This is a genomic window from uncultured Draconibacterium sp., assembly GCF_913063105.1.
Lineage (GTDB): Bacteria > Bacteroidota > Bacteroidia > Bacteroidales > Prolixibacteraceae > Draconibacterium.
In genome coordinates, this window is sequence record NZ_CAJXYQ010000005.1 from 100,735 (window position 1) to 119,899 (window position 19,165).

Below are 19,165 nucleotides of genomic sequence, written 5' to 3' on the forward strand. Positions count from 1 at the left end.
TGCAAGAAGCATAAAGAAATTTAAATATTATGACTAAAACTTTAGCACTAATTCACACCTCGGCTACTTTGGTGCCTGTATTTCAGGATTTAACAAATAAATATCTGGCCGATAAAAACCTTAAAATTTTTAATATTTCCGATGATAGTCTGATTAAAAATACCATTGAGCGCGGGAAGCTTACTCCCGATACCTCGAAACGAGTGGTTAACCTGATTACCTCGGCAGAAGAAGCCGGTGCCGATTTTATTTTGGTCACCTGTTCGTCAATTGGGGCGGCAGTGGAAACGGCAACAACGCTTGTTGATGTGCCAGTTCTTCGGGTAGATCAGCCCATGGCCGACAAAGCCGTGCAAATGGGAAAAAAAATTGGAGTGGTAGCCACCTTGCCAACAACGCTCGAGCCCACCAGCGATTTAGTGCAACGCCGGGCAATCGTTGCCGGAAAAGAAATTCAATTAACATCAAAATTGTGTGAAGGCGCTTTTGATGCCTTAATGAGCGGAAAACCCGAAGTGCATGACGAAAAAGTAGCTGCAGCCCTAAAGGAGCTGGCGCAACAGGTAGATGTAATTTTGCTGGCACAAGCATCAATGGCTCGTGTGGTTGGGCAGCTTGCCGAAGCGGATAAAAAAGTGCCAATTATTACAAGTCCTGAATTGGCTGTGCAACATTTGGCAACTGTTTTATGATTAAGGACAAAATAAATAGGGTGTCGTTGTGGCTGGGCTTGCTGGCTTGCGTTTTGCTCGTTGTTAGTTTGATTATAGGCATTGGCGATGCACAAAAACCCCTCGGAATAATTGCTGCAGTTTGTATTGCTTTTGGCCTTGGAGCTGTACAATCGCTAAAAAGCTATCGATATACTGCATGGATAATTGTTGCAATTGTTGGTGGAATGCTTTACCCCAATGCATTTCTTGTGTGGGGAAATTTCGATTTGCGTAATAAATGGGTGATTTTGGTGGTAGTGCAACTGGTAATGTTTGGCATGGGCACACAAATGAGTTTCCGCGATTTTTCGCATATTAAAACCATGGGGAAAGGTGTGCTGGTGGGTATTATCTGTCAGTTTTCGATTATGCCGTTGGTGGGATTCTCCTTAACCCGTATTTTTCATTTTGAACCCGAAATAGCAGCTGGAATTATTCTAATTGGTTCGTGTTCAAGTGGCCTGGCATCTAATGTTATGGTGTATCTTGCTCGTGCCAACCTAACTTTGTCGGTAACCTTAACGGCTGTGGCAACGCTTTTGGCGCCAATAATGACACCTTTTTGGATGAAAGTTCTTGCAGGTACATACGTGGAGGTGAATGCCCTGGATATGTGTCTGCAAATCATAAAAATTGTTCTCGTACCCATCGGAGCAGCAATGCTTTCCGATGTTTTTAAACTGGGTTCAAAAAAATGGATGCATTTTGTAAATACACTTTTTGTCGTTTTTGTGTTGTGGTTTTTGCTACTTATAGCCGGTTTCTGGGGGCTTATGGCCAGTCATCTAACAAAAAATATACTCTTACTAATTGAATTGTTTAGCTTTTTGGGAGGAGCAGTGGTGGTAGGCAAACTGTACTACCTGGCTACCAGGTTGTCTGTTGAGGTTAAAAAAATGATGCCAAAAATTTCGATGTTCGGCATTGTTTACTTCACGGTTGTTACAACAGCTGCCAGCCGCGAGAATATTTTAGCTGTTGGACTGATAATGCTGTTGGTTTCGGTATTGCATAACTCGCTGGGTTACACTTTTGGGTATTGGATAAGCCGTGTGCTTGGGATGGATAAAAATTCGTGCAGAACAGTGGCCTTGGAAGTAGGCTTGCAAAACGGCGGCATGGCATCGGGTTTGGCTGGTGTTATGGGAAAACTGGCAACGCTTGGGTTGGCGGCTGCCGTGTTTAGTCCGTGGATGAATATCTCGGGTTCGGTGCTGGGGAATTATTGGCGAAAGAAAAATGAAAGCACTTTTTGAGCGATATAATAAAAGAATCGAGAAGTTGGGCGAAGCAGGCACGCAGATTGAGAATATTGGCACGGCAAAACTTATATAAGTACTTAACTTTGAAGCATTAAATGAAGCGATTATTAATTTTTATAGTACCCTTGGTTTTCATTCAGTTGGCTTTAATTCGCTGTAATCAAAAAACGGCAATTAAAGTAGTTTCTGCATCGGTTGATAACAGGCAGCAGGCTTTAGGGGTTTCTACCAGCGATTTTTTGTTTTCGTGGAAAATCGCTTCTAATGAACAAAATTGTACCCAAATGGCCTATCGTATTTTGCTGTCAGAACAAATCGGTTCTTCAGGAAAAAATGTGGTTTGGGATTCGGGAAAAGTAAAAAGCAGCCAAAGTATTTTGGTTAAATACAGCGGCAAAAAATTGCAGGCCGGCAAAAAATATTTCTGGATGGTTAAGGTTTGGGATTCCAATGGAAAGCATTCGGGGTGGAGCCCCGTAAATAGCTTTGTTACAGGTTTGTTTACCGAAAAAGACTGGGGTGGTGCTCAGTGGATTGCCTACGATAAATTGCCCGAAGAGAAACGCATTGTACCCGGAATACATTTGCCCGGTAAATCGTGGCGTGGCAAAGATCAGGGTTTGCACCAACTGCCGCTATTGCGAAAAGAATTTGAGGTGAAAAATGGACTGAAACAGGCCTTGGTTTTTGTGTCGGGACTGGGGCATTACGAAATGCATTTGAATGGTCAACGCGTTAGCAATAATTTTCTGGCACCCGGATGGACACATTACGATGAAACTGTTTTGTACAATACCTACGATTGTACCGAGCAACTATATCCTGGCAAAAATGCATTGGGAGTAATGCTTGGAAATGGCTTTTTTATTATCCCGAATGAGCGTTACCGAAAAGTAATGACGGCTTACGGAAACCCGATGATGATTTTAAAACTAAAGCTACTGTATGAAGATGGGAGTTCAGAAGAAATTATTTCGGATGCAACATGGAAAACAAAACCGGGCCCAATAACTTTCTCGAGTATTTACGGAGGGGAAAATTACGATGCCCGCCTGGAACAAAATGGTTGGAATAAAATAAATTATAACGACACCAACTGGCAGGATGCCCTGATTGTTGAAGCTCCATGCAAAAAATTGCATCCTGAAAAAGATTATCCGGTAAAAATAATGGACGAAATTGAAGCAAAAACCATCACCCGCATCGAGAGTATGGAAGCTGCTTATTTGTACGATTTTGGCCAAAATGCCTCCGGAATTTTTGAGCTAAGCGTTAGTGGAAATACCGGCGATTCAATTGTGTTGAAACCTGCCGAACTTAAAAACAGGAATAATACAGCCAATCAGCGAGCAACCGGCCGTCCGCATTATTACACCTATGTTTTAAAAGGAAAGGGAGAGGAAATCTGGCGGCCTCAGTTTACCTTTTCAGGCTATCGCTACATTCAGGTTGATGGCGCTATTCCGGCAGGAGAAGACAGTGATTTGAATAAGCCCCGAATTAAAAGTCTTAAAATGCTTCATAACCGGAACTCTTCGCCTGAAGTCGGAAGCTTTCATACCTCTTTTACGCTGTTCAATCGTGTTGATACGCTGATAAAATGGGCCATAAAAAGCAATTTTCAAAGTGTGCTTAGCGATTGTCCGCACCGCGAAAAACTGGGCTGGCTGGAGCAGGCTTATTTAATGGGCGAAGGTGTTCACTTTAATTACGATGTTTATGGTTTGTATAACAAAATTGTTGAGGATATGTTGTCCGCACAAACCCCGGAGGGGCTGGTACCCGACATCGTTCCGGAGTACACTGAATTTTGGCAGGATTTCCGCGATTCGCCCGAATGGGGCAGTGCTGCGGTAATTGTACCCTGGCTGATATACAAATGGTACGGCGATGCAGAACCGTTGAAAAATTCGTGGACCATGATGGAAAAATACGTGAGCTACCTGGAGGGTAAATCCGAAAATCATATCATCGATTACGGTTTGGGAGATTGGTACGACCTGGGGCCCGAACGTCCCGGCTATGCACAATTAACACCCAAAGCTTTAACTGCAACAGCCATTTATTTTTACGATGTAAAATTAATGGCAGAAATTGCGGCCGTAATTGGAAAGAATAAAGCTGTTGAAAAATATAGAAGCTGTGCAGAAGAAATAAAAGCCGCTTTTAACACCCGGTTTTTTAATCAGGAAACCGGCATCTATTCCACCGGAAGCCAAACTGCCATTGCCATGCCATTGGTTGTGGGTTTGGTTAAGGAGGAAAACCATGATGCGGTTGTAAAGACCCTGGTTAATTCCATTCAAAATTCAGGAAATGCATTAACTGCCGGCGATGTTGGTTTTAATTTTTTGGTAAAGGCTTTGCGCGACAATGCTCAAAATGAATTGCTCTTTGCCATGAATGCACGCGACGATGTGCCTGGATACGGTTTTCAGCTAAAAAAGGGGGCAACAGCATTAACCGAATCGTGGCAGGCGCTGGAGGTGGTTTCAAACAATCATCTTATGCTTGGGCACCTGATGGAATGGTTTTACAGCGGGCTCGCAGGCATTGGTCAAACAGAAAACTCAATTGCCTACAAAGAGGTAAAAATTGAGCCCTGTGTTGTTGGTGGAATTACTTCCGCAAAAGCAAGTTACGAATCGCCCTACGGAACAATCAGCAGCAACTGGCATAATACAGACACAGAATTCCGGCTAAAAGTTGAAATTCCGGCTAACAGTGCGGGAGTTGTGGTAATGCCGGTGGGTGATGAAAACACTGTTTTTGAAAGAGAAAAACTGGTTGCTAAAAACTACGAAACTGAAAACTTTAAAGGAAAAATGATGGTAAAAATTGGCTCCGGGAAATATGAATTTGTGGTAAAAAAATAATAGTAGAACTACCCAAAAAACGGACGAAATGAAATCGAACAAAAAACTTAACGGATATAAAATTTTATTGCTAGGCCTTTCCATTCTTTGGGGAATTACAATGGCTCAGGCACAAACAATTGCAGTAGCCGATGGTTATGCAGGTTATAAAGGTACAACAGGCGGCGGCAATGCCACTCCAATTACTGTCTCAACTGCTGCAGAATTTAGAGCGGCAGTTTCGGGTGACTCACCTGCAGTTATAATTGTAAATGGAAGGTTGAATACCGGAACAGTTTCAATCGGTTCAAATAAAACAGTAGTTGGTGTTGACGAAAATGCTGGTTTATATGGTGGTACAATAAAAATTGGAGGTAGCAATTATATAATACAAAACCTCACACTTGGACCTGCCAGCGATGATGTTTTGGAAGTTTCGGGGGCCACAAAGGTATTTATTACCAAATGTACGTTTCACGATAGCTCAGACGAACTCTGTTCCATTGTTCGCCAGGCTGATTATGTTACTGTTTCGTGGAGTAAATTTTATTTTGATAATCCAGACGGGCACTCTTTCGCTCATCTCATAGGAAACAGCGACAGCAGTACTTCTGACAGAGGGAAGTTACACGTAACCCTGCACCATAATTGGTATACTGATGGAGTAAGAGGCCGAATGCCGCGGGTACGCTTTGGGCATGTGCACATTTACAACAATTACTACAATAGCCCCGGAAACGGATATTGTGTGGGGGTTGGAAAAGAATGTAACATACGAATTGAAAATACACATTTTGAAAATATTGAAGATGCATGGGCCGACTATGGTGGAACCGAGGACGGAAAAATTGGTTGGAATAATCTGAAATTTACCGATTGTATTGAACCAACCTTTGTAGCCAATTCTTATCCTGTATTTACAGTGCCTTATCCCTATAGTTTGGATAACGTTGATGCGGTAAAAAACAGGGTAAAAATAGGTGCTGGGAATGTGCAGGGAGGAACAGGAGGTCAGGCAATTAAGGTGTCCATTATTTCTCCAGCCGACAGTAGCCGCTTTCCGGCTGATTCAAGCATAACAATACAGGTTGAGGCAACAGTAGATAGCAGCAAAATTGCAGCTGTACAGTTTTATACCGATACTTTGCTGGCTGTTGACAGTGTTGCCCCATATACTTGTGAATGGAGCGATGTTGAAGCCGGTATTTATCGGGTTTTTGCCATAGCCAGCGATACATCCGGTGCCTCTGCATTATCAGACGTAATAACATTTTCTTTAGGAAACGGAGTAACAATTACCGACCCTGAGGACAGCACAGAAGTTACACTTCCGGCTGATATCTATGTTGCCGCAGAAGCATGGATTTATGAAGGAAGTATTTCAAGGGTGGAATATTTAAACGATACCGTGCTGTTAAATGTACAAACTGCACCCCCTTACGATTTTTTGTGGGAAGATGCGCCTGAAGGGACACAAGCAATTATTGCCAGGGCTTATAATGAGTTTGATAATTTAATCGCTTCAGATACGGTGCGGGTAGTTGTCCCGGTAAAACCACCCGAGCTTTTCGAGTTAAAAGCAATTGCCATAGATGGAGAAGGGGCAAAACTATTTTCAACTTCACCTGAAGGACAACTGATTGATGGGAAACTTATGTTTGCTGAAGAAACAGAGGTGATACTTACGGCCTTTTCGTCTGTGGTTTCAACGTTTGATGAATGGGAAAATGGCTCGAAGGCCGATACCATTTTGGTTTTTATGGATGAGAACAAAGAGGTAAAAGCGTATTATACCACTCTGGATTATATTGTGGCCTGGGATTTTTATGAAGAAGGAAGCCGGGAACGTGCTGCAGATTATTATTCTTCGATAGAAAACCAGGGGGCAAAACTTGAGTTGAAACGGGATGATGGTACCGGCACAACATTTGGCCTTTATTCCGGGACAAATACCTTATTGGGGAAAAATGCGGCAATGATAAGGCGGGGAGCTTCCTCTGCAGGCGATTATTATTTTCAATTTTCGTTTAATGCAAGTGGCTACAAAAATATAAAGGTAAATGCAAATATGCTTGGGTTAAATACATACTACCACATTCAAAATGTGGAGTATTCAACCGATGGGATTAATTTTAAAAAACTTGGCGATTATAATTTTGATCAAGATTCAACCTGGTATTTTGGATCATTTCAATTGCCCGAAGAGACCGATGGAAGCCATGTTTTGTATGTGCGCTTTAAGGCCGATAAAAATTCGGAGCTTGTATCCAATGGTCTCATTGGTACCTCGCTTAGCGAAGTACTTGTATTGGCCGATGAAGAACCAAATGCAGCGCTGTATTTGCCCGAAAAAAACCTTAAAATTGTGGAGAAAATGTACTTTACAATTGATGGGAAACGGCTCAAAAAACCGGTGAAAGGTGTTAATATTGTGGTAGAACGTTATACCGACGGAAGTTTGAAAAGCAAAAAAGTTTTTTATAATAAAGAAATAGGTTGGAACAATTAAAAAACATATTGAGAAAATTTGATCCGGTTTCGCTTGATGAGATCAATGAGGTTAAACTTATGAATCGAATCGACCGAAAATACTGGTTTCACATTGAATTGCTGAAAGAATTGTTGGAAAAAGTTCAGGACTATTACGAGGTACTAGAAATAAACAATGAGCATTTAATGGAGTATCGGTCTTCTTATTTTGATACACCCGACAATGCCATGTATATGCATCATCACAACCGCAAATTAAATCGTTACAAAGTGCGGCAGCGAAAATACCTTGTTTCAGGCCATTCCTTTTTCGAAATTAAATTTAAAACCAATAAAAAAAGAACCATAAAAGAGCGCATTCCTTCCGAAATAAATGGTGCAGAAATTGCCACGTCTGAAAATAATTTTCTGCAAAATAATTCGCCGTACGGAGATACTGAAATGATACCAAGCCTGCAAAACCGTTTTTACCGAATTACCCTAATTCATAAACATCGAAAAGACAGGTGTACCATTGATATTGCCCCCGAATTCTGGAACACTAAGGGAGAAAAAAAATTAGATAACCTTGTAATTTTTGAGTTAAAAAGAGGCAAAAGTCTGAAAGGGTCGCCAATGGTTGGGATTTTACGGCAGCTAAAAATACGTCAACGCGGGCTGTCTAAATATTGCACCGGACGAGCCTTGCTTGATAATACCTTAAAACAAAATGCCTTTAAACCGAGGCTTCGATTTTTAGAAAAAATAAAATAATTTATAATGGATAGTTTTGATATATTAGGAACACAGGATTTTTCAATGGGATTTTTAACATCTCTGGTAATCCGCTTTATTTTTAACCTTGTTGTTACCGCTTTTGTGGTAATGTTGTATGCTCGCATTAGCCGTAAGAAAGAATTCTATTTCAGCTATTTTGCCATAAGCGCAGCGGTATTTTTACTGGTTTATTTACTCGAAAATGTAAAACTCGAACTTGGTTTCGCTCTGGGCTTATTTGCCATATTCGGGATTATCAGGTACCGAACCAATACTATACCACCAAAAGAAATGACTTACCTGTTCGTAATAATTGCCGTATCGGTAATTAATGCTTTATCCAAATCATATTTGGGTTACTTTGAGTTGGGCATGGTTAATGTGCTGCTACTTGCAACTTTATGGATACTTGAAAAAGCTTTGATGCTACGACAGGTTGATTCCTTGTTGGTGGTATACGAGAACATTGAAAATTTGCATCAGGAGAGGGAAGATGAAATGATAAAAGATCTGGAACAACGTACGGGGATAAAAATAAAACGGTACCAGATTGAGAAAGTTGATTTCTTGCGTGATGTGGCTCAGATAACTATCTTTTTCGATGTAAAAGAACAAAACTCTAAACGTGAATTTAAACTATGAAAAAAGTAGTTGTACTATTTTTATTGCTGTGTGTGGCAGGTGTAGCCAGCGCTAAAACCGAGCGCTTTGGTACGTGGATTGAATTTGAGCTCTCAAAAAAACTTTTTAAGACCATTGAATTTAGCATTATTCCGGAAGTGCGTTTGCAGGATGACTGGACAGTTGATGAATATTTAATAGATGGAAAAATTGCATACAGTCCGTTTAAGTTTTTAGAAGTAGCTGCAGCTTACCGGTATAACCTAAATGTAAAAAACAAAGAAAATGAGGAATACAACCGCTTTGTTTTTGATGCGACCGGTAGTTATGATTTTGGTCGATTTGAAAACTCCTTGCGTGCACGATTAACCAATTACTTTAACGAAGATGATGAAAAATCAAATTTTTTCAGAGTGAGGCTAAAATCCGCTTACGATATAAAGGGCAGCAAATTTAAACCGTATACCAGCTACGAGCTGTTCAGAAATATATCAACAGGTGAGTTTAAAGGCGGCCGTTTTGATGCTGGTTTTACCCGTAAGCTGGGTAAATTTCATCGTGTTGGACTTTATTACCGTTTACAAGACTATTATTCCAGCCAGGAATCGATTCATATTTTGGGAATTGATTATCGGTTTAAATTTTAAACAAGGCAGAACAAGCAGCTGGTATTGTTTTTTACAGCTTATTTCGTTTGTTCTCCCTTGGCAATAATCAATTCAATTTCGTGTTCTTCAAAAACTTTACGATTACTGTTTTTTATGCCTTTATCAGTAATAATGTAATCAATTAACGATAAGGCACCAAGGCTGGCCAGTGCACTTTTCCCTATTTTCGAAGAGTCGGCTACCAGGTAGGTTATTTCAGCTGCATCAATCATTGCCTTTTTTACAACAATATCGCTAATGCTTGGGTAAGTAAGCCCTGCTTTTAACGAAATTCCGGCAGTGGCCAAAAATAGTTTCTGAACGTTTAAACCATGAAAGAAATCGGCTGCTTTTTGCCCGGTTAACGATAGTGTTGGCGGTTTAAATTCTCCACCGGTAACAATTACCTCAATACCTGGTTCGGCTCCAAGTATGAGCGCAATGTTTAAAGCATTGGTAATAACGGTAATGTCTTTCATTCCTTTTAAACGCTTGGCAATCTCTGTGGTCGTAGTGCCCGAGTCAAGTATTATCGTGTCTCCGGTTTCAATCAATTCCAGACATCTTTCGGCAATCAGCGCTTTTTTGTCCATATTGTCCTGGTGTACCAAAGAGAAATTTTTTACCTGATCTTCCACATTTTTTAAAAACGCACCACCATATTCCCGCACAATTAAGCCGTCCTTTTCCAGTTTCTCCAGGTCTTGTCGTATGGTTACTTCGGTAACCTTAAATAACTTGGCCAAATTGGCTACTTTCGCCGACCCATCCTCTCTTACCAGGTCCATAATTTTTTCGCGCCGTTGATTGGCCATTAAATTTTCCAGTTTCATCGTGATATGCGTTTTTTGTACTTCTCTTTTTTGTGCGGTTTAAGAACAGATTGAGTTTAAGCCCTTATTACATTTTTTGCAAAATAACTGTTTCGGAATTGTTAGCTGTTCAAACAAATATCAAAATAACGAAAAAAAACGCAAACATGGTAGCGTTGTTATACGCCCGGTACTAAATCCCATTTTCAGTTGTTTTTTTTTAAGCACGAAAAATCGTGTAATGCTGCGTATCTCGGCCTATTTGACTTTTTTATAAAAATAGCTGAAATTCTTTCAGAATGTCTCAATAGAATTTTTCTTTTCTTTTGTTTTGATTTTTAATCTTCTTATATTTGCTTTCGATTGCTTTCATTTGTTGTGGTTTCTAAAATCGGATATTTATTACTAAAAAATGAATAGATTTTGAGTTTGTAGATGAAAGCGGATGGCCAATATTGTAATCAATTACTAGCATGAAATATCGTCTTCTACTTATTTTTCTTTTAATTACAGGAGTCTTAAGCGCTACTAACCAGAAAATTGCACTGTATCGTCTTTTTCAGTTCGAGGTAGAGAATAAAAATGAATATTCCAATAAGTATACCGGTGTAGAGTTAAATGTACAATACCAATCTCCGTCGGGTTTGTGTTATAATTTCCATGGTTTTTATGATGGCGATGGAAAAGGAAATGCCGATGGTACTATTTGGAAGCTGCGATTTATGCCAAATGAAATAGGTGAGTGGACGTTTACCTATTCCTGGAGTGATGGAACACCAGGAGGAACAGACACTTTTGTATGTGTTAACGACGGCGCCGGCAATGGCATGCTTAAGGCCTACGAGAAAAACCCGCATTGGTTTGCCTATAACGGAACAAGACCGGTTTGGCTAAAATCGTATTACGAAACCGGACATGGCTCGCTGGGGCAGGACTTTGAATGGGTAAAGCAAAATGTATATTGGCCACTTATAAACAATGGATACAATCATCTCCAGGTAAACTGGCTGCTTTCGTTGTGCTGTACCGATCAATATTATAAAGATGGTCCGGAGCCCGAAACCCTCGATCTTATTCTTTACGAGGAAGGGAATATTTGGAATTCGATGAATCATGATGTATGGAGGAGAATGGAGCAGCATTTGGGTTGGTTAAACAACAATGATGTGAATGTACATATGTTTTTAGGCGTTGATGGAAGCCAGAACAATGGTCCCGATTGGAGCAAGTTAACAGCAGAAGATAAAGCGCGTTTTGTAAAATATATGATTGCTCGCCTGGCTCCGTTTGCTAATATTGCGGGTTGGAATTTCGTGTGGGAAGTACCCGGAAACCGGGAGGATAAAGAGCTGGGCTTTGCCCGCTTAGTTCAGAAATACGATATTTTTGAGCACCTGCGAACCTATGAAGATGAGTTTCCGCGAGAAAACGAATATGGAAGAAGTGAATACAGCTTTGCGGCAGTTGAAAATCATGAAATTGCCAGTCCTATCCGGGATATGGATCGTAAATACTGGAAAGAACCATGGACACACCATATGGCTTGTTTGCTGGGTTATGCCGGCAAACCTGTTTTTATGAGCGAAGGAAATGCCTTGTGGCGCAGGTTTTGGCAGCAACGAACCAAAGCTTCGCGCAACGAATTACGGCAATCGGCCTGGGCTTGTGCTACAGCTGCAGCATCATTTACATGGTGCGGGCATGCCGGCGAAGAGGCCTTGTTTGCAGCCGGAGCAGAAGGCTTACCTTTTAACGAAGAGAATCCATATACCGAATCAGCGCAGCACATAACCATTCTGGCAGATATTATGCAGCACGATGTTGCATTTTATGAAATGAAACCCACTGATGAATTGCTGTCAGACTGCTCGGTATTACAGGTGTACGCCCTTGCTGAGCCCGGTGAGCAATACCTTGTGTTTGCTACAGCCGGTTCTTCCTTCTCGCTTCAGGTAAAAAAAGGCGATTATAACATCGTTAAATGGATTGATACCAAAAATGGAACAGTTCAACATCAAACCAGGCTCGAAATAAAATCAGAAACAACAACAAAGTTTAATCCGCCAACAAATGATACCGATTGGGTTTTGGTGGTTAAACGGTAAAAGAATAATTGTATGAATAAAATAGTTTTATCATTTATCGGATTGATATTTTGCGGTGTAATTAGTAATGGCTGTTCGCAAACAGTGCCGCCTGTAAAACACCGTATAATTGTATCTACCGATATTGGCGGAACTGATTTTGATGATTATCAATCGATGGCGCATTTGCTTTTATATGCTGATACGCTTGATATTGAAGGAATCATTTCATCACCTTTCGGTAACGGACGGGTTTCGCATATTTTGGAGTGTGTTGATGCTTATGAAAAGGATTATCCCAACCTGAAAGCTGCTTCAAAGGATTATCCTTCGCCAGATGCCATTCGGGCCATTGTAAAACAAGGAGCAACCGAAATAGTAAATACGCGGGGGTACGATAAGCCAACGGAGGGATCGAACTGGATTGTAACATGTGCACGCCGCGAAGACTCCAGGCCCTTAAACGTGCTTATTTGGGGTGGAATAGAAGATCTGGCTCAGGCATTGCACGACGCCCCTGATATTTTGCCGAAACTTCGCGTGCATTTTATTGGTGGGCCAAACAAAAAATGGTCGGTAAATGCCTATCACTACATTGCCTGTAATTTTCCCGAGTTGTGGATTATTGAATCGAATGCCAGCTACCGGGGGTGGTTTGTTGGCGGAAATCAAAGCGGCAACTGGGGAAACGAATCTTTTGTAGAAAAATACATAAAAGATGTTGGTGCATTGGGCAGCTATTTTTATTCAAAAGGAACACACATGAAGATGGGAGATACCCCAACTTTGACCTATTGGTTAAACGGAGATCCGGAAGATCCAACCAGCCCTAGCTGGGGAGGACAGTATGTTAGAGCCTGGGAACGTCAGCATAAAGTTTTTAACCGGCTCACAAGTGTTACCGACAGTATTGAAGAATTTGCAGTATTAGAACTTCTCTTGCCGGCAGAGAATATGCCTGAAAATTCGTTTGCTCTTATGCATATCGAAAACCAATCGATAAAAGCAGAAATAAAGGAAAACCAGGTGCGGTTTTTGTTTTCACCAAAAAGATCGGGTAATTGGACTTATAACCTGGAAAGTAATATTGCCGGTATTAATGGTCTCGAAGGAGAATTGGTGTCGTATCCTACACCAGCCGAAAATGGCAATAAACCTTCAGCAAACTATCCAAACTGGTGGGCCGATAATCCTGCTCCGGAGTACAAAGAACAAGGCCATATTGGCATAAAAACTGTTAACCGCTGGAGAGAAGAATTTCTGGGCGATTTTGCCCGCCGTATGAAACGTTGCGTTCCAAAAAATAAACAGTAATCAATCAGTAGAATATATAATCAAACTAAAACTATGAACACGAGACAAGTTTTTGCAGGAAACTTTTTAAAAATGGTTTATCTAATAATCGGGATAGCAGTTTTTTCCTGGTCATCGGGTAGTGCCCTTGCCAACGAAAAACCCCGTGTTTTTGTATTAACCGACATTGAGAATGAACCCGACGATGCCATGTCGATGGTGCGTTTTTTGGTGTACGCCAACAATTTTGATATTGAAGGATTGGCTGCTACAACATCAGTGCATCAGCAACACGAAGTAGCTACCTGGCGTATTAAAGAAATTGTGGAAGCTTATGCCAAAGTGCGCGATAACCTGGAGAAACATGAGCCCGGTTTTCCCACTGCTGATTATTTGCGTAGTTGCATTACCGAAGGATTGCCGGAATATGGAGTAAAAGCTGTTGGGGAGGGAAAAGACTCGCCGGCTTCAGAAAAATTGATTGAAGCGGTGGATAAAAATGACGCAAGGCCGCTGTGGGTAACCGTTTGGGGTGGCCCAAATGTGTTGGCGCAGGCGCTTTGGAAAGTAAGAGAAACCCGCTCGAAAGATGAACTGGATAAGTTTGTGGCAAAAATTCGTGTGTATACCATCTCCGATCAGGATGATAGTGGGCCATGGCTGCGCAAAGAATTTCCAAACTTATTTTATATCGCAAGTCCGGGGTTCAGTGCCGGTGGTGCTTACCATTATGCTACATGGAGTGGCATAAGTGGCGACTATTTTCATGCGCGTTGCACCGGCCCCGATTTTACCCTGGTTTCTAACGAATGGCTGCACAAAAATATACAAAGCAAAGGGCCGCTTGGGAAAGAGTATCCGCGGTGGGACTATTTAATGGAAGGCGACACCCCCTCGTTTTTAAACCTTATAAATAATGGTTTAAGCGATGATGATCATCCTGAATGGGGGGGCTGGGGAGGCCGTTATGAATTTTATACCCCACGTATGCGCCGGTGGTTTCTTTACCCTGAAACACGACCGTTTTATACCGATGCCGAAGATGAGGTGATGGGAGCTGATGGCCGTTGGTACGAAGGTAACCACGAAACAATTTGGCGTTGGCGCGAAGCTTACCAAAACGATTTTGCGGCCCGAATGGACTGGACGATTAAAGATGTGGATGATGCCAATCATCCTCCAGTTGTAAAAGTTGATCACTCCACACGGTTAACCGCAAAAAAAGGCGATAAAATTGAATTAAGTGCAACAGCCTGTACTGACCCGGATGGCGACGCATTATCTTACGAATGGTTGTTTTACAAAGAGGCCGGAACTTTTCCAGTTTCAAGTGCACGAAGCGGTCAGCCGGTTGCCATTCAGAATTTCGATCAGCAAAAGGCCTGGTTTACTGTGCCATCGCGAAGAGTAATGTCGCCGGGTACCGGTACCATGCACATTATTCTTAAAGTTACCGATCATGGTTCGCCACGGCTAACGCGTTACCAACGAATAATTGTAACGGTTGAAGACTAATAATAAACGATGTATGCAAAAACTAAAAACAAATACAACCTGGTTTTTATTGCTGCTTGTTATTACAGGAAACATTTTTCCGGCTTGCTCCAATAAAAAACAAAACAATTCTGCGCTTACTGAAAAAAAAATAGCGGTAGTTATTTCAACACTTAATAACCCGTGGTTTGTGGTTTTGGGAGAATCAGCAGCCCAAAGGGCACGCGAGTTGGGGTACGAAGCGCAAATTTTCGATTCGCAAAATAATTCGGCCAAAGAAGCAGAGCATTTCGATAATATTATTGCCATGGGCTATCAGGCTATTTTATTTAATCCTACTGATGCCGATGGTTCGGTGCTGAATGTAAAACGGGCAAAAGCCGCAGGTATTCCAACCTTTTGTATGGATCGCGAGATAAACTCGAAAGATGCGGCAGCTTCGCAATTATTGTCGGATAATTTTACCGGTTGCGTAAAATTGGGAGAATACTTTGTAAAAGAAATGAAACAGCAAGGCAACTATGTTGAAATACTTGGTTTGGTGGGCGATAATAATACCTGGAATCGTTCCAGCGGATTTCATAGTGTGGTTGATGAGTTTCCGGGATTAAAAATGGTGGCACAACAAAGTGCCGATTTCGACCGAAACAAGGCGATGGACGTAATGGAAACGATTATGCAGGCACAGCCCGAAATTGATGCTGTTTTTTGTGGAAACGACGCCATGGCTTTAGGCGCTTACCAGGCGGTGTTGGCTGCCGGAAAAGCCGATGAAATAAAAGTATTTGGTTTCGATGGCTCAGACGATGCTATAAATGCCATCGCCGAAGGAAAAATAGCTGCAACTGTAATGCAGTTTCCGGTGCTTATGGCCCGGAAATCAGCAGAATTTGCTGATCAACAGATTCGGGGAGAAGCCAGCTTCGACAGTAAAATGCCTGTAGAAGTACAATTGGTTACCGCAGAAAATGTTTCGAAATATTTGAAATCTAATTAAAATGATAATGAAGAAATTGTTCAAATATATTTTGGGAATAGTACTTGCATTGGTGGTGGTGTATTTGTCTTTTGATATACAAAACCTACAGGAATACCAGGCCGCTAATCTCAAAACCGAATTTAATGCGGCTGATTATGCTTTAAAAGTCTGGACCGAAAAACTTCCTGAAGTCAGTAAAAATACTCCTGAAATAAACAATTTACTGGAGCAGTTAAATGCAGATCCTGAAAAGGCTTTTGCACAATTTGGAAGAAAGCTGGGGATTGCCAAAACACATTATTTTATGCTGCAGGGTACGGGCATTATTGTTGAAATTAGCAACGAATATATTGATGTGGTAACCGGCCTTAACGATACGGTACAGATTGCTACAGCTTTTATTTTTGGAAACGCCGTACGCGATGGCTCGGGGCAGGTTGAGATTAATGATTTTGTAAATATGACGGATTTCAACAATGTGTCTATTGAGCTGAATAAGCTGGTGCGGAGTAAGATAACTTCCCGTTTAACAAAATCTGCAGCTATAGGTAAAAAAATAGAATTTGCTGGTGTAGCAGAATTAAAAATCGACGAAGAAATACCTGCTCAAATAAAGGTAATTCCGATAAAAGCAATCTTATCTGATGGCAGAAGTAGTTAATATCATAAATCCTGTTCTTGAAGTCAGGAAGGTGTCGAAAGACTTTGCAGGGGTGTATGCGCTAAAAGATGTTGATTTGGCAATATATCCTGGCGAAGTAACTGCTATTATTGGTGAAAATGGTGCAGGTAAATCAACTTTGATGAAAGTTATTTCCGGGGTTTATCCCGATTATAGCGGCCATGTGCTGCTTAATGGGGATGGCGTAGCATTTAAAAATCCTAAGGAAGCCGGCGAAAAAGGAGTGGTAATCATTCATCAGGAGTTAAACCTTATTCCACACCTAAGTATTACCGAAAATCTTTTCCTCGGAAATGAAATTACCAATCGTTTAGGTTTGTTGGATTACCCGGCAATGAATAAGCAGGCTAAAAAGCTGCTGCATCGCTTACATCTTGATGTACACCCGTCAACACCGGTTAATCAACTTAGGGTTGGCCAGCAACAGCTTGTTGAAATTGCAAAAGCCTTGTTGCTCGATTCGCAGGTACTAATTATGGATGAGCCAACATCGGCAATTAGCGACCATGAGGTGGAGTTACTTTTTAAAATTATTAACGAGTTAAAAACCAAAGGAGTAGCCATTGTTTATATCTCACATAAGCTAAACGAACTGTTTGAAATTGCCGACCGGTATTCGGTACTCCGTGATGGGAAAAGCATGGGCTCGGGAATGATGAAAGGCACTTCGCACGACCAGCTGATACAATTAATGGTTGGGCGCGATTTAAAAGACAGTTTTTCAAAAGAAGACTCAAGCAGGTCAGAAGAAATCTTAAAGGTTGAAAACCTGAATTTCAGAAACCCCGAGAATAAAAAGGATTTTTTGGTTAGCAATGTAAGTTTTAGCCTGAAAAAAGGTGAAGTATTGGGAATTTGCGGTTTAATGGGCGCCGGAAGAACAGAAGTGCTCGAAGCTGTTTTCGGATTACATCCGAAATATGTTAGCGGAAAAATTATCATTGAAGGGCAAACCAAAAAGATAAAAAGCGTGAACGATGCCATTGCTGCCGGCATTGCTTTAGTACCGGAAGATCGCAAAGTGCAAGGGCTTATTTTAAATATGAATGTGGCCAAAAATACCAGCCTTGCCAGTCTCGGAAATGTGTCGAATTACACTTTTATCAATAAGAAACAAGAAGCAGAATTAAGTGCCCATTTTGTTGAGAAATTAAGAACAAAAGTCTCATCGGGAAAACAAACGGTGGAGCAATTAAGTGGCGGAAACCAGCAGAAAGTGGTAATTGCCAAATGGCTGGCTACAAACCCAAAAATATTATTGCTTGATGAACCCACCCGCGGTATTGATGTAGGGGCTAAAACCGAAATTTACAAGCTTATTTCTGAACTGGCAGCACAGAGTATGGGAATAATCGTTGTTTCATCGGAGTTGCCTGAAATACTTGCCATTGCCGACAATATCCTTGTATTATCAGAATCAAAATTAACAGCAAACCTAAAACGGGCCGAGGCCACTGAGGAGATAATAATGAAAGCGGCTCTTCAGGAAAAAGAATAAAATTATGACAGCAACAAGCTTAAAACATAACCTGGTAAAATTTCAATCCATTATTGCTTTGGTAGTAATGTGTGTAGCATTAAGTTTTTTGTCCGACCGGTTTTTAACTACCGAAAATACCTGGAACGTCATGCGCCAGATATCGGTAAATATGGTAATATCGGTTGGAATGACCTTGGTAATTTTAACCGGGGGAATTGATCTTTCGGTAGGTTCAATATTGGCTTTGGCAGGTGCCGTAACGGCCGGAATGCTAAAATTTGGAGCTGAAATAGAAAGCGTAAATGCCTACATTGGTTTCACCCTGCTTGGTGCACTGGTTGGCGGCACACTGGTAGGAACCTTTCTGGGGTGGTTTAACGGTATCACCATAACCCGTTTTAAAGTACCGCCCTTTGTGGCAACATTAGCCATGCTTACCATTGCCCGGGGATTAACCATGCTATGGACCGGTGGTTTCCCCATTACAGGTTTGGGCGATAATATGGCTTTTATAGGTACGGGGTGGTTTCTCGGAATTCCCATGCCGGTTTGGATTTCGGCAGTGGTGGTTTTGGCAGCCGTGGTGTTAACCAAACGAACTACGCTGGGACGGCATATTTATGCCATTGGCGGTAACGAAACAGCCGCTAAACTATCTGGTTTAAAAATTAACCGAATAAAAGTAATCGTGTATTCCATTGCCGGTGCATTGGCCGGAATTGGTGGTATTTTGGTTACCTCTCGTCTCGATTCGGCCCAACCGAATGCTGGTTTTGGATTCGAATTGGATTCTATTGCAGCCGTAGTTATTGGCGGAACCTCGCTATCAGGCGGCAAAGGAACAATTATGGGAACCGTACAGGGAGCTTTAATTATTGGTGTGCTTAACAATGGCTTGGTGCTTCTCAATGTATCGCCATTTTGGCAACAGGTTATAAAAGGTTTTGTAATTCTGCTTGCAGTAGTTATTGAGAAGATAAATTCAAAAGAAAAGTAG

15 protein-coding genes are annotated in these 19,165 nt (G+C 41.4%); 14 read left to right on the plus strand and 1 reads right to left on the minus strand.

Going from position 1 to position 19,165, the window contains the following annotated elements; genetic code table 11:
• Positions 1 to 29 precede the first annotated feature (29 nt).
• The 7 genes from QZ574_RS06580 to QZ574_RS06610 all read left to right on the plus strand — a co-directional run bounded on the left by QZ574_RS06580 (position 30) and on the right by QZ574_RS06610 (position 9,344).
• On the plus strand, positions 30 to 692 hold the full coding sequence (locus tag QZ574_RS06580; protein WP_297088052.1) for an aspartate/glutamate racemase family protein: 663 nt from the start codon (positions 30 to 32) through the stop codon (positions 690 to 692).
• Complete coding sequence (locus QZ574_RS06585) at positions 689 to 1,969, plus strand: bile acid:sodium symporter family protein (RefSeq protein WP_297088054.1); 1,281 nt, start codon at positions 689 to 691, stop codon at positions 1,967 to 1,969. The genes QZ574_RS06580 and QZ574_RS06585 overlap by 4 nt, the downstream gene beginning before the upstream one ends.
• 101 nt (positions 1,970 to 2,070) lie before the next feature.
• Entirely contained in the window at positions 2,071 to 4,851 is a 2,781-nt protein-coding gene (locus QZ574_RS06590; RefSeq protein WP_297088056.1) for a family 78 glycoside hydrolase catalytic domain, read from the plus strand.
• A 28-nt stretch (positions 4,852 to 4,879) separates the two neighbouring features.
• Positions 4,880 to 7,339, plus strand: coding sequence for an Ig-like domain-containing protein (locus QZ574_RS06595; protein ID WP_297088058.1), 2,460 nt, complete (start codon positions 4,880 to 4,882; stop codon positions 7,337 to 7,339).
• A gap of 8 nt (positions 7,340 to 7,347) precedes the next feature.
• Positions 7,348 to 8,073, plus strand: a complete 726-nt coding sequence (locus QZ574_RS06600) for a polyphosphate polymerase domain-containing protein (protein ID WP_297088060.1) — start codon at positions 7,348 to 7,350, stop codon at positions 8,071 to 8,073.
• A 6-nt stretch (positions 8,074 to 8,079) separates the two neighbouring features.
• A complete protein-coding gene (locus QZ574_RS06605; RefSeq protein ID WP_297088062.1) occupies positions 8,080 to 8,718 on the plus strand; it encodes a DUF4956 domain-containing protein in 639 nt (212 codons plus the stop codon).
• On the plus strand, positions 8,715 to 9,344 hold the full coding sequence (locus tag QZ574_RS06610; RefSeq protein WP_297088064.1) for a DUF2490 domain-containing protein: 630 nt from the start codon (positions 8,715 to 8,717) through the stop codon (positions 9,342 to 9,344). The genes QZ574_RS06605 and QZ574_RS06610 overlap by 4 nt, the downstream gene beginning before the upstream one ends.
• Positions 9,345 to 9,382: 38 nt before the next feature.
• On the opposite strand, the gene QZ574_RS06615 is transcribed toward QZ574_RS06610, so the two are convergent.
• Positions 9,383 to 10,177, minus strand: coding sequence for a DeoR/GlpR family DNA-binding transcription regulator (locus QZ574_RS06615; RefSeq protein ID WP_297088066.1), 795 nt, complete (start codon positions 10,175 to 10,177; stop codon positions 9,383 to 9,385).
• A gap of 452 nt (positions 10,178 to 10,629) precedes the next feature.
• Here QZ574_RS06615 and QZ574_RS06620 point away from each other — a divergent pair, with 452 nt between their 5' ends.
• Genes QZ574_RS06620 through QZ574_RS06650 form a run of 7 tightly spaced genes read left to right on the plus strand, consistent with a single transcriptional unit; the run spans position 10,630 to position 19,165 of the window.
• Positions 10,630 to 12,261, plus strand: coding sequence for a DUF5060 domain-containing protein (locus tag QZ574_RS06620; RefSeq protein ID WP_297088069.1), 1,632 nt, complete (start codon positions 10,630 to 10,632; stop codon positions 12,259 to 12,261).
• A gap of 12 nt (positions 12,262 to 12,273) precedes the next feature.
• On the plus strand, positions 12,274 to 13,554 hold the full coding sequence (locus QZ574_RS06625) for a DUF1593 domain-containing protein (protein ID WP_297088071.1): 1,281 nt from the start codon (positions 12,274 to 12,276) through the stop codon (positions 13,552 to 13,554).
• Between the two features lie 33 nt (positions 13,555 to 13,587).
• The gene (locus QZ574_RS06630; RefSeq protein ID WP_297088073.1) at positions 13,588 to 15,048 is read left to right on the plus strand and encodes a nucleoside hydrolase-like domain-containing protein; all 1,461 of its coding nucleotides are present in this window, start codon (positions 13,588 to 13,590) and stop codon (positions 15,046 to 15,048) included.
• A 13-nt stretch (positions 15,049 to 15,061) separates the two neighbouring features.
• Entirely contained in the window at positions 15,062 to 16,024 is a 963-nt protein-coding gene (locus tag QZ574_RS06635; RefSeq protein ID WP_297088075.1) for a D-ribose ABC transporter substrate-binding protein, read from the plus strand.
• A gap of 7 nt (positions 16,025 to 16,031) precedes the next feature.
• The gene (locus tag QZ574_RS06640; protein ID WP_297088077.1) at positions 16,032 to 16,667 is read left to right on the plus strand and encodes a DUF2291 family protein; all 636 of its coding nucleotides are present in this window, start codon (positions 16,032 to 16,034) and stop codon (positions 16,665 to 16,667) included.
• Positions 16,651 to 18,186, plus strand: a complete 1,536-nt coding sequence (locus tag QZ574_RS06645; RefSeq protein WP_297088079.1) for a sugar ABC transporter ATP-binding protein — start codon at positions 16,651 to 16,653, stop codon at positions 18,184 to 18,186. The genes QZ574_RS06640 and QZ574_RS06645 overlap by 17 nt, the downstream gene beginning before the upstream one ends.
• Positions 18,187 to 18,190: 4 nt before the next feature.
• A complete protein-coding gene (locus QZ574_RS06650; RefSeq protein WP_297088081.1) occupies positions 18,191 to 19,165 on the plus strand; it encodes a ribose ABC transporter permease in 975 nt (324 codons plus the stop codon).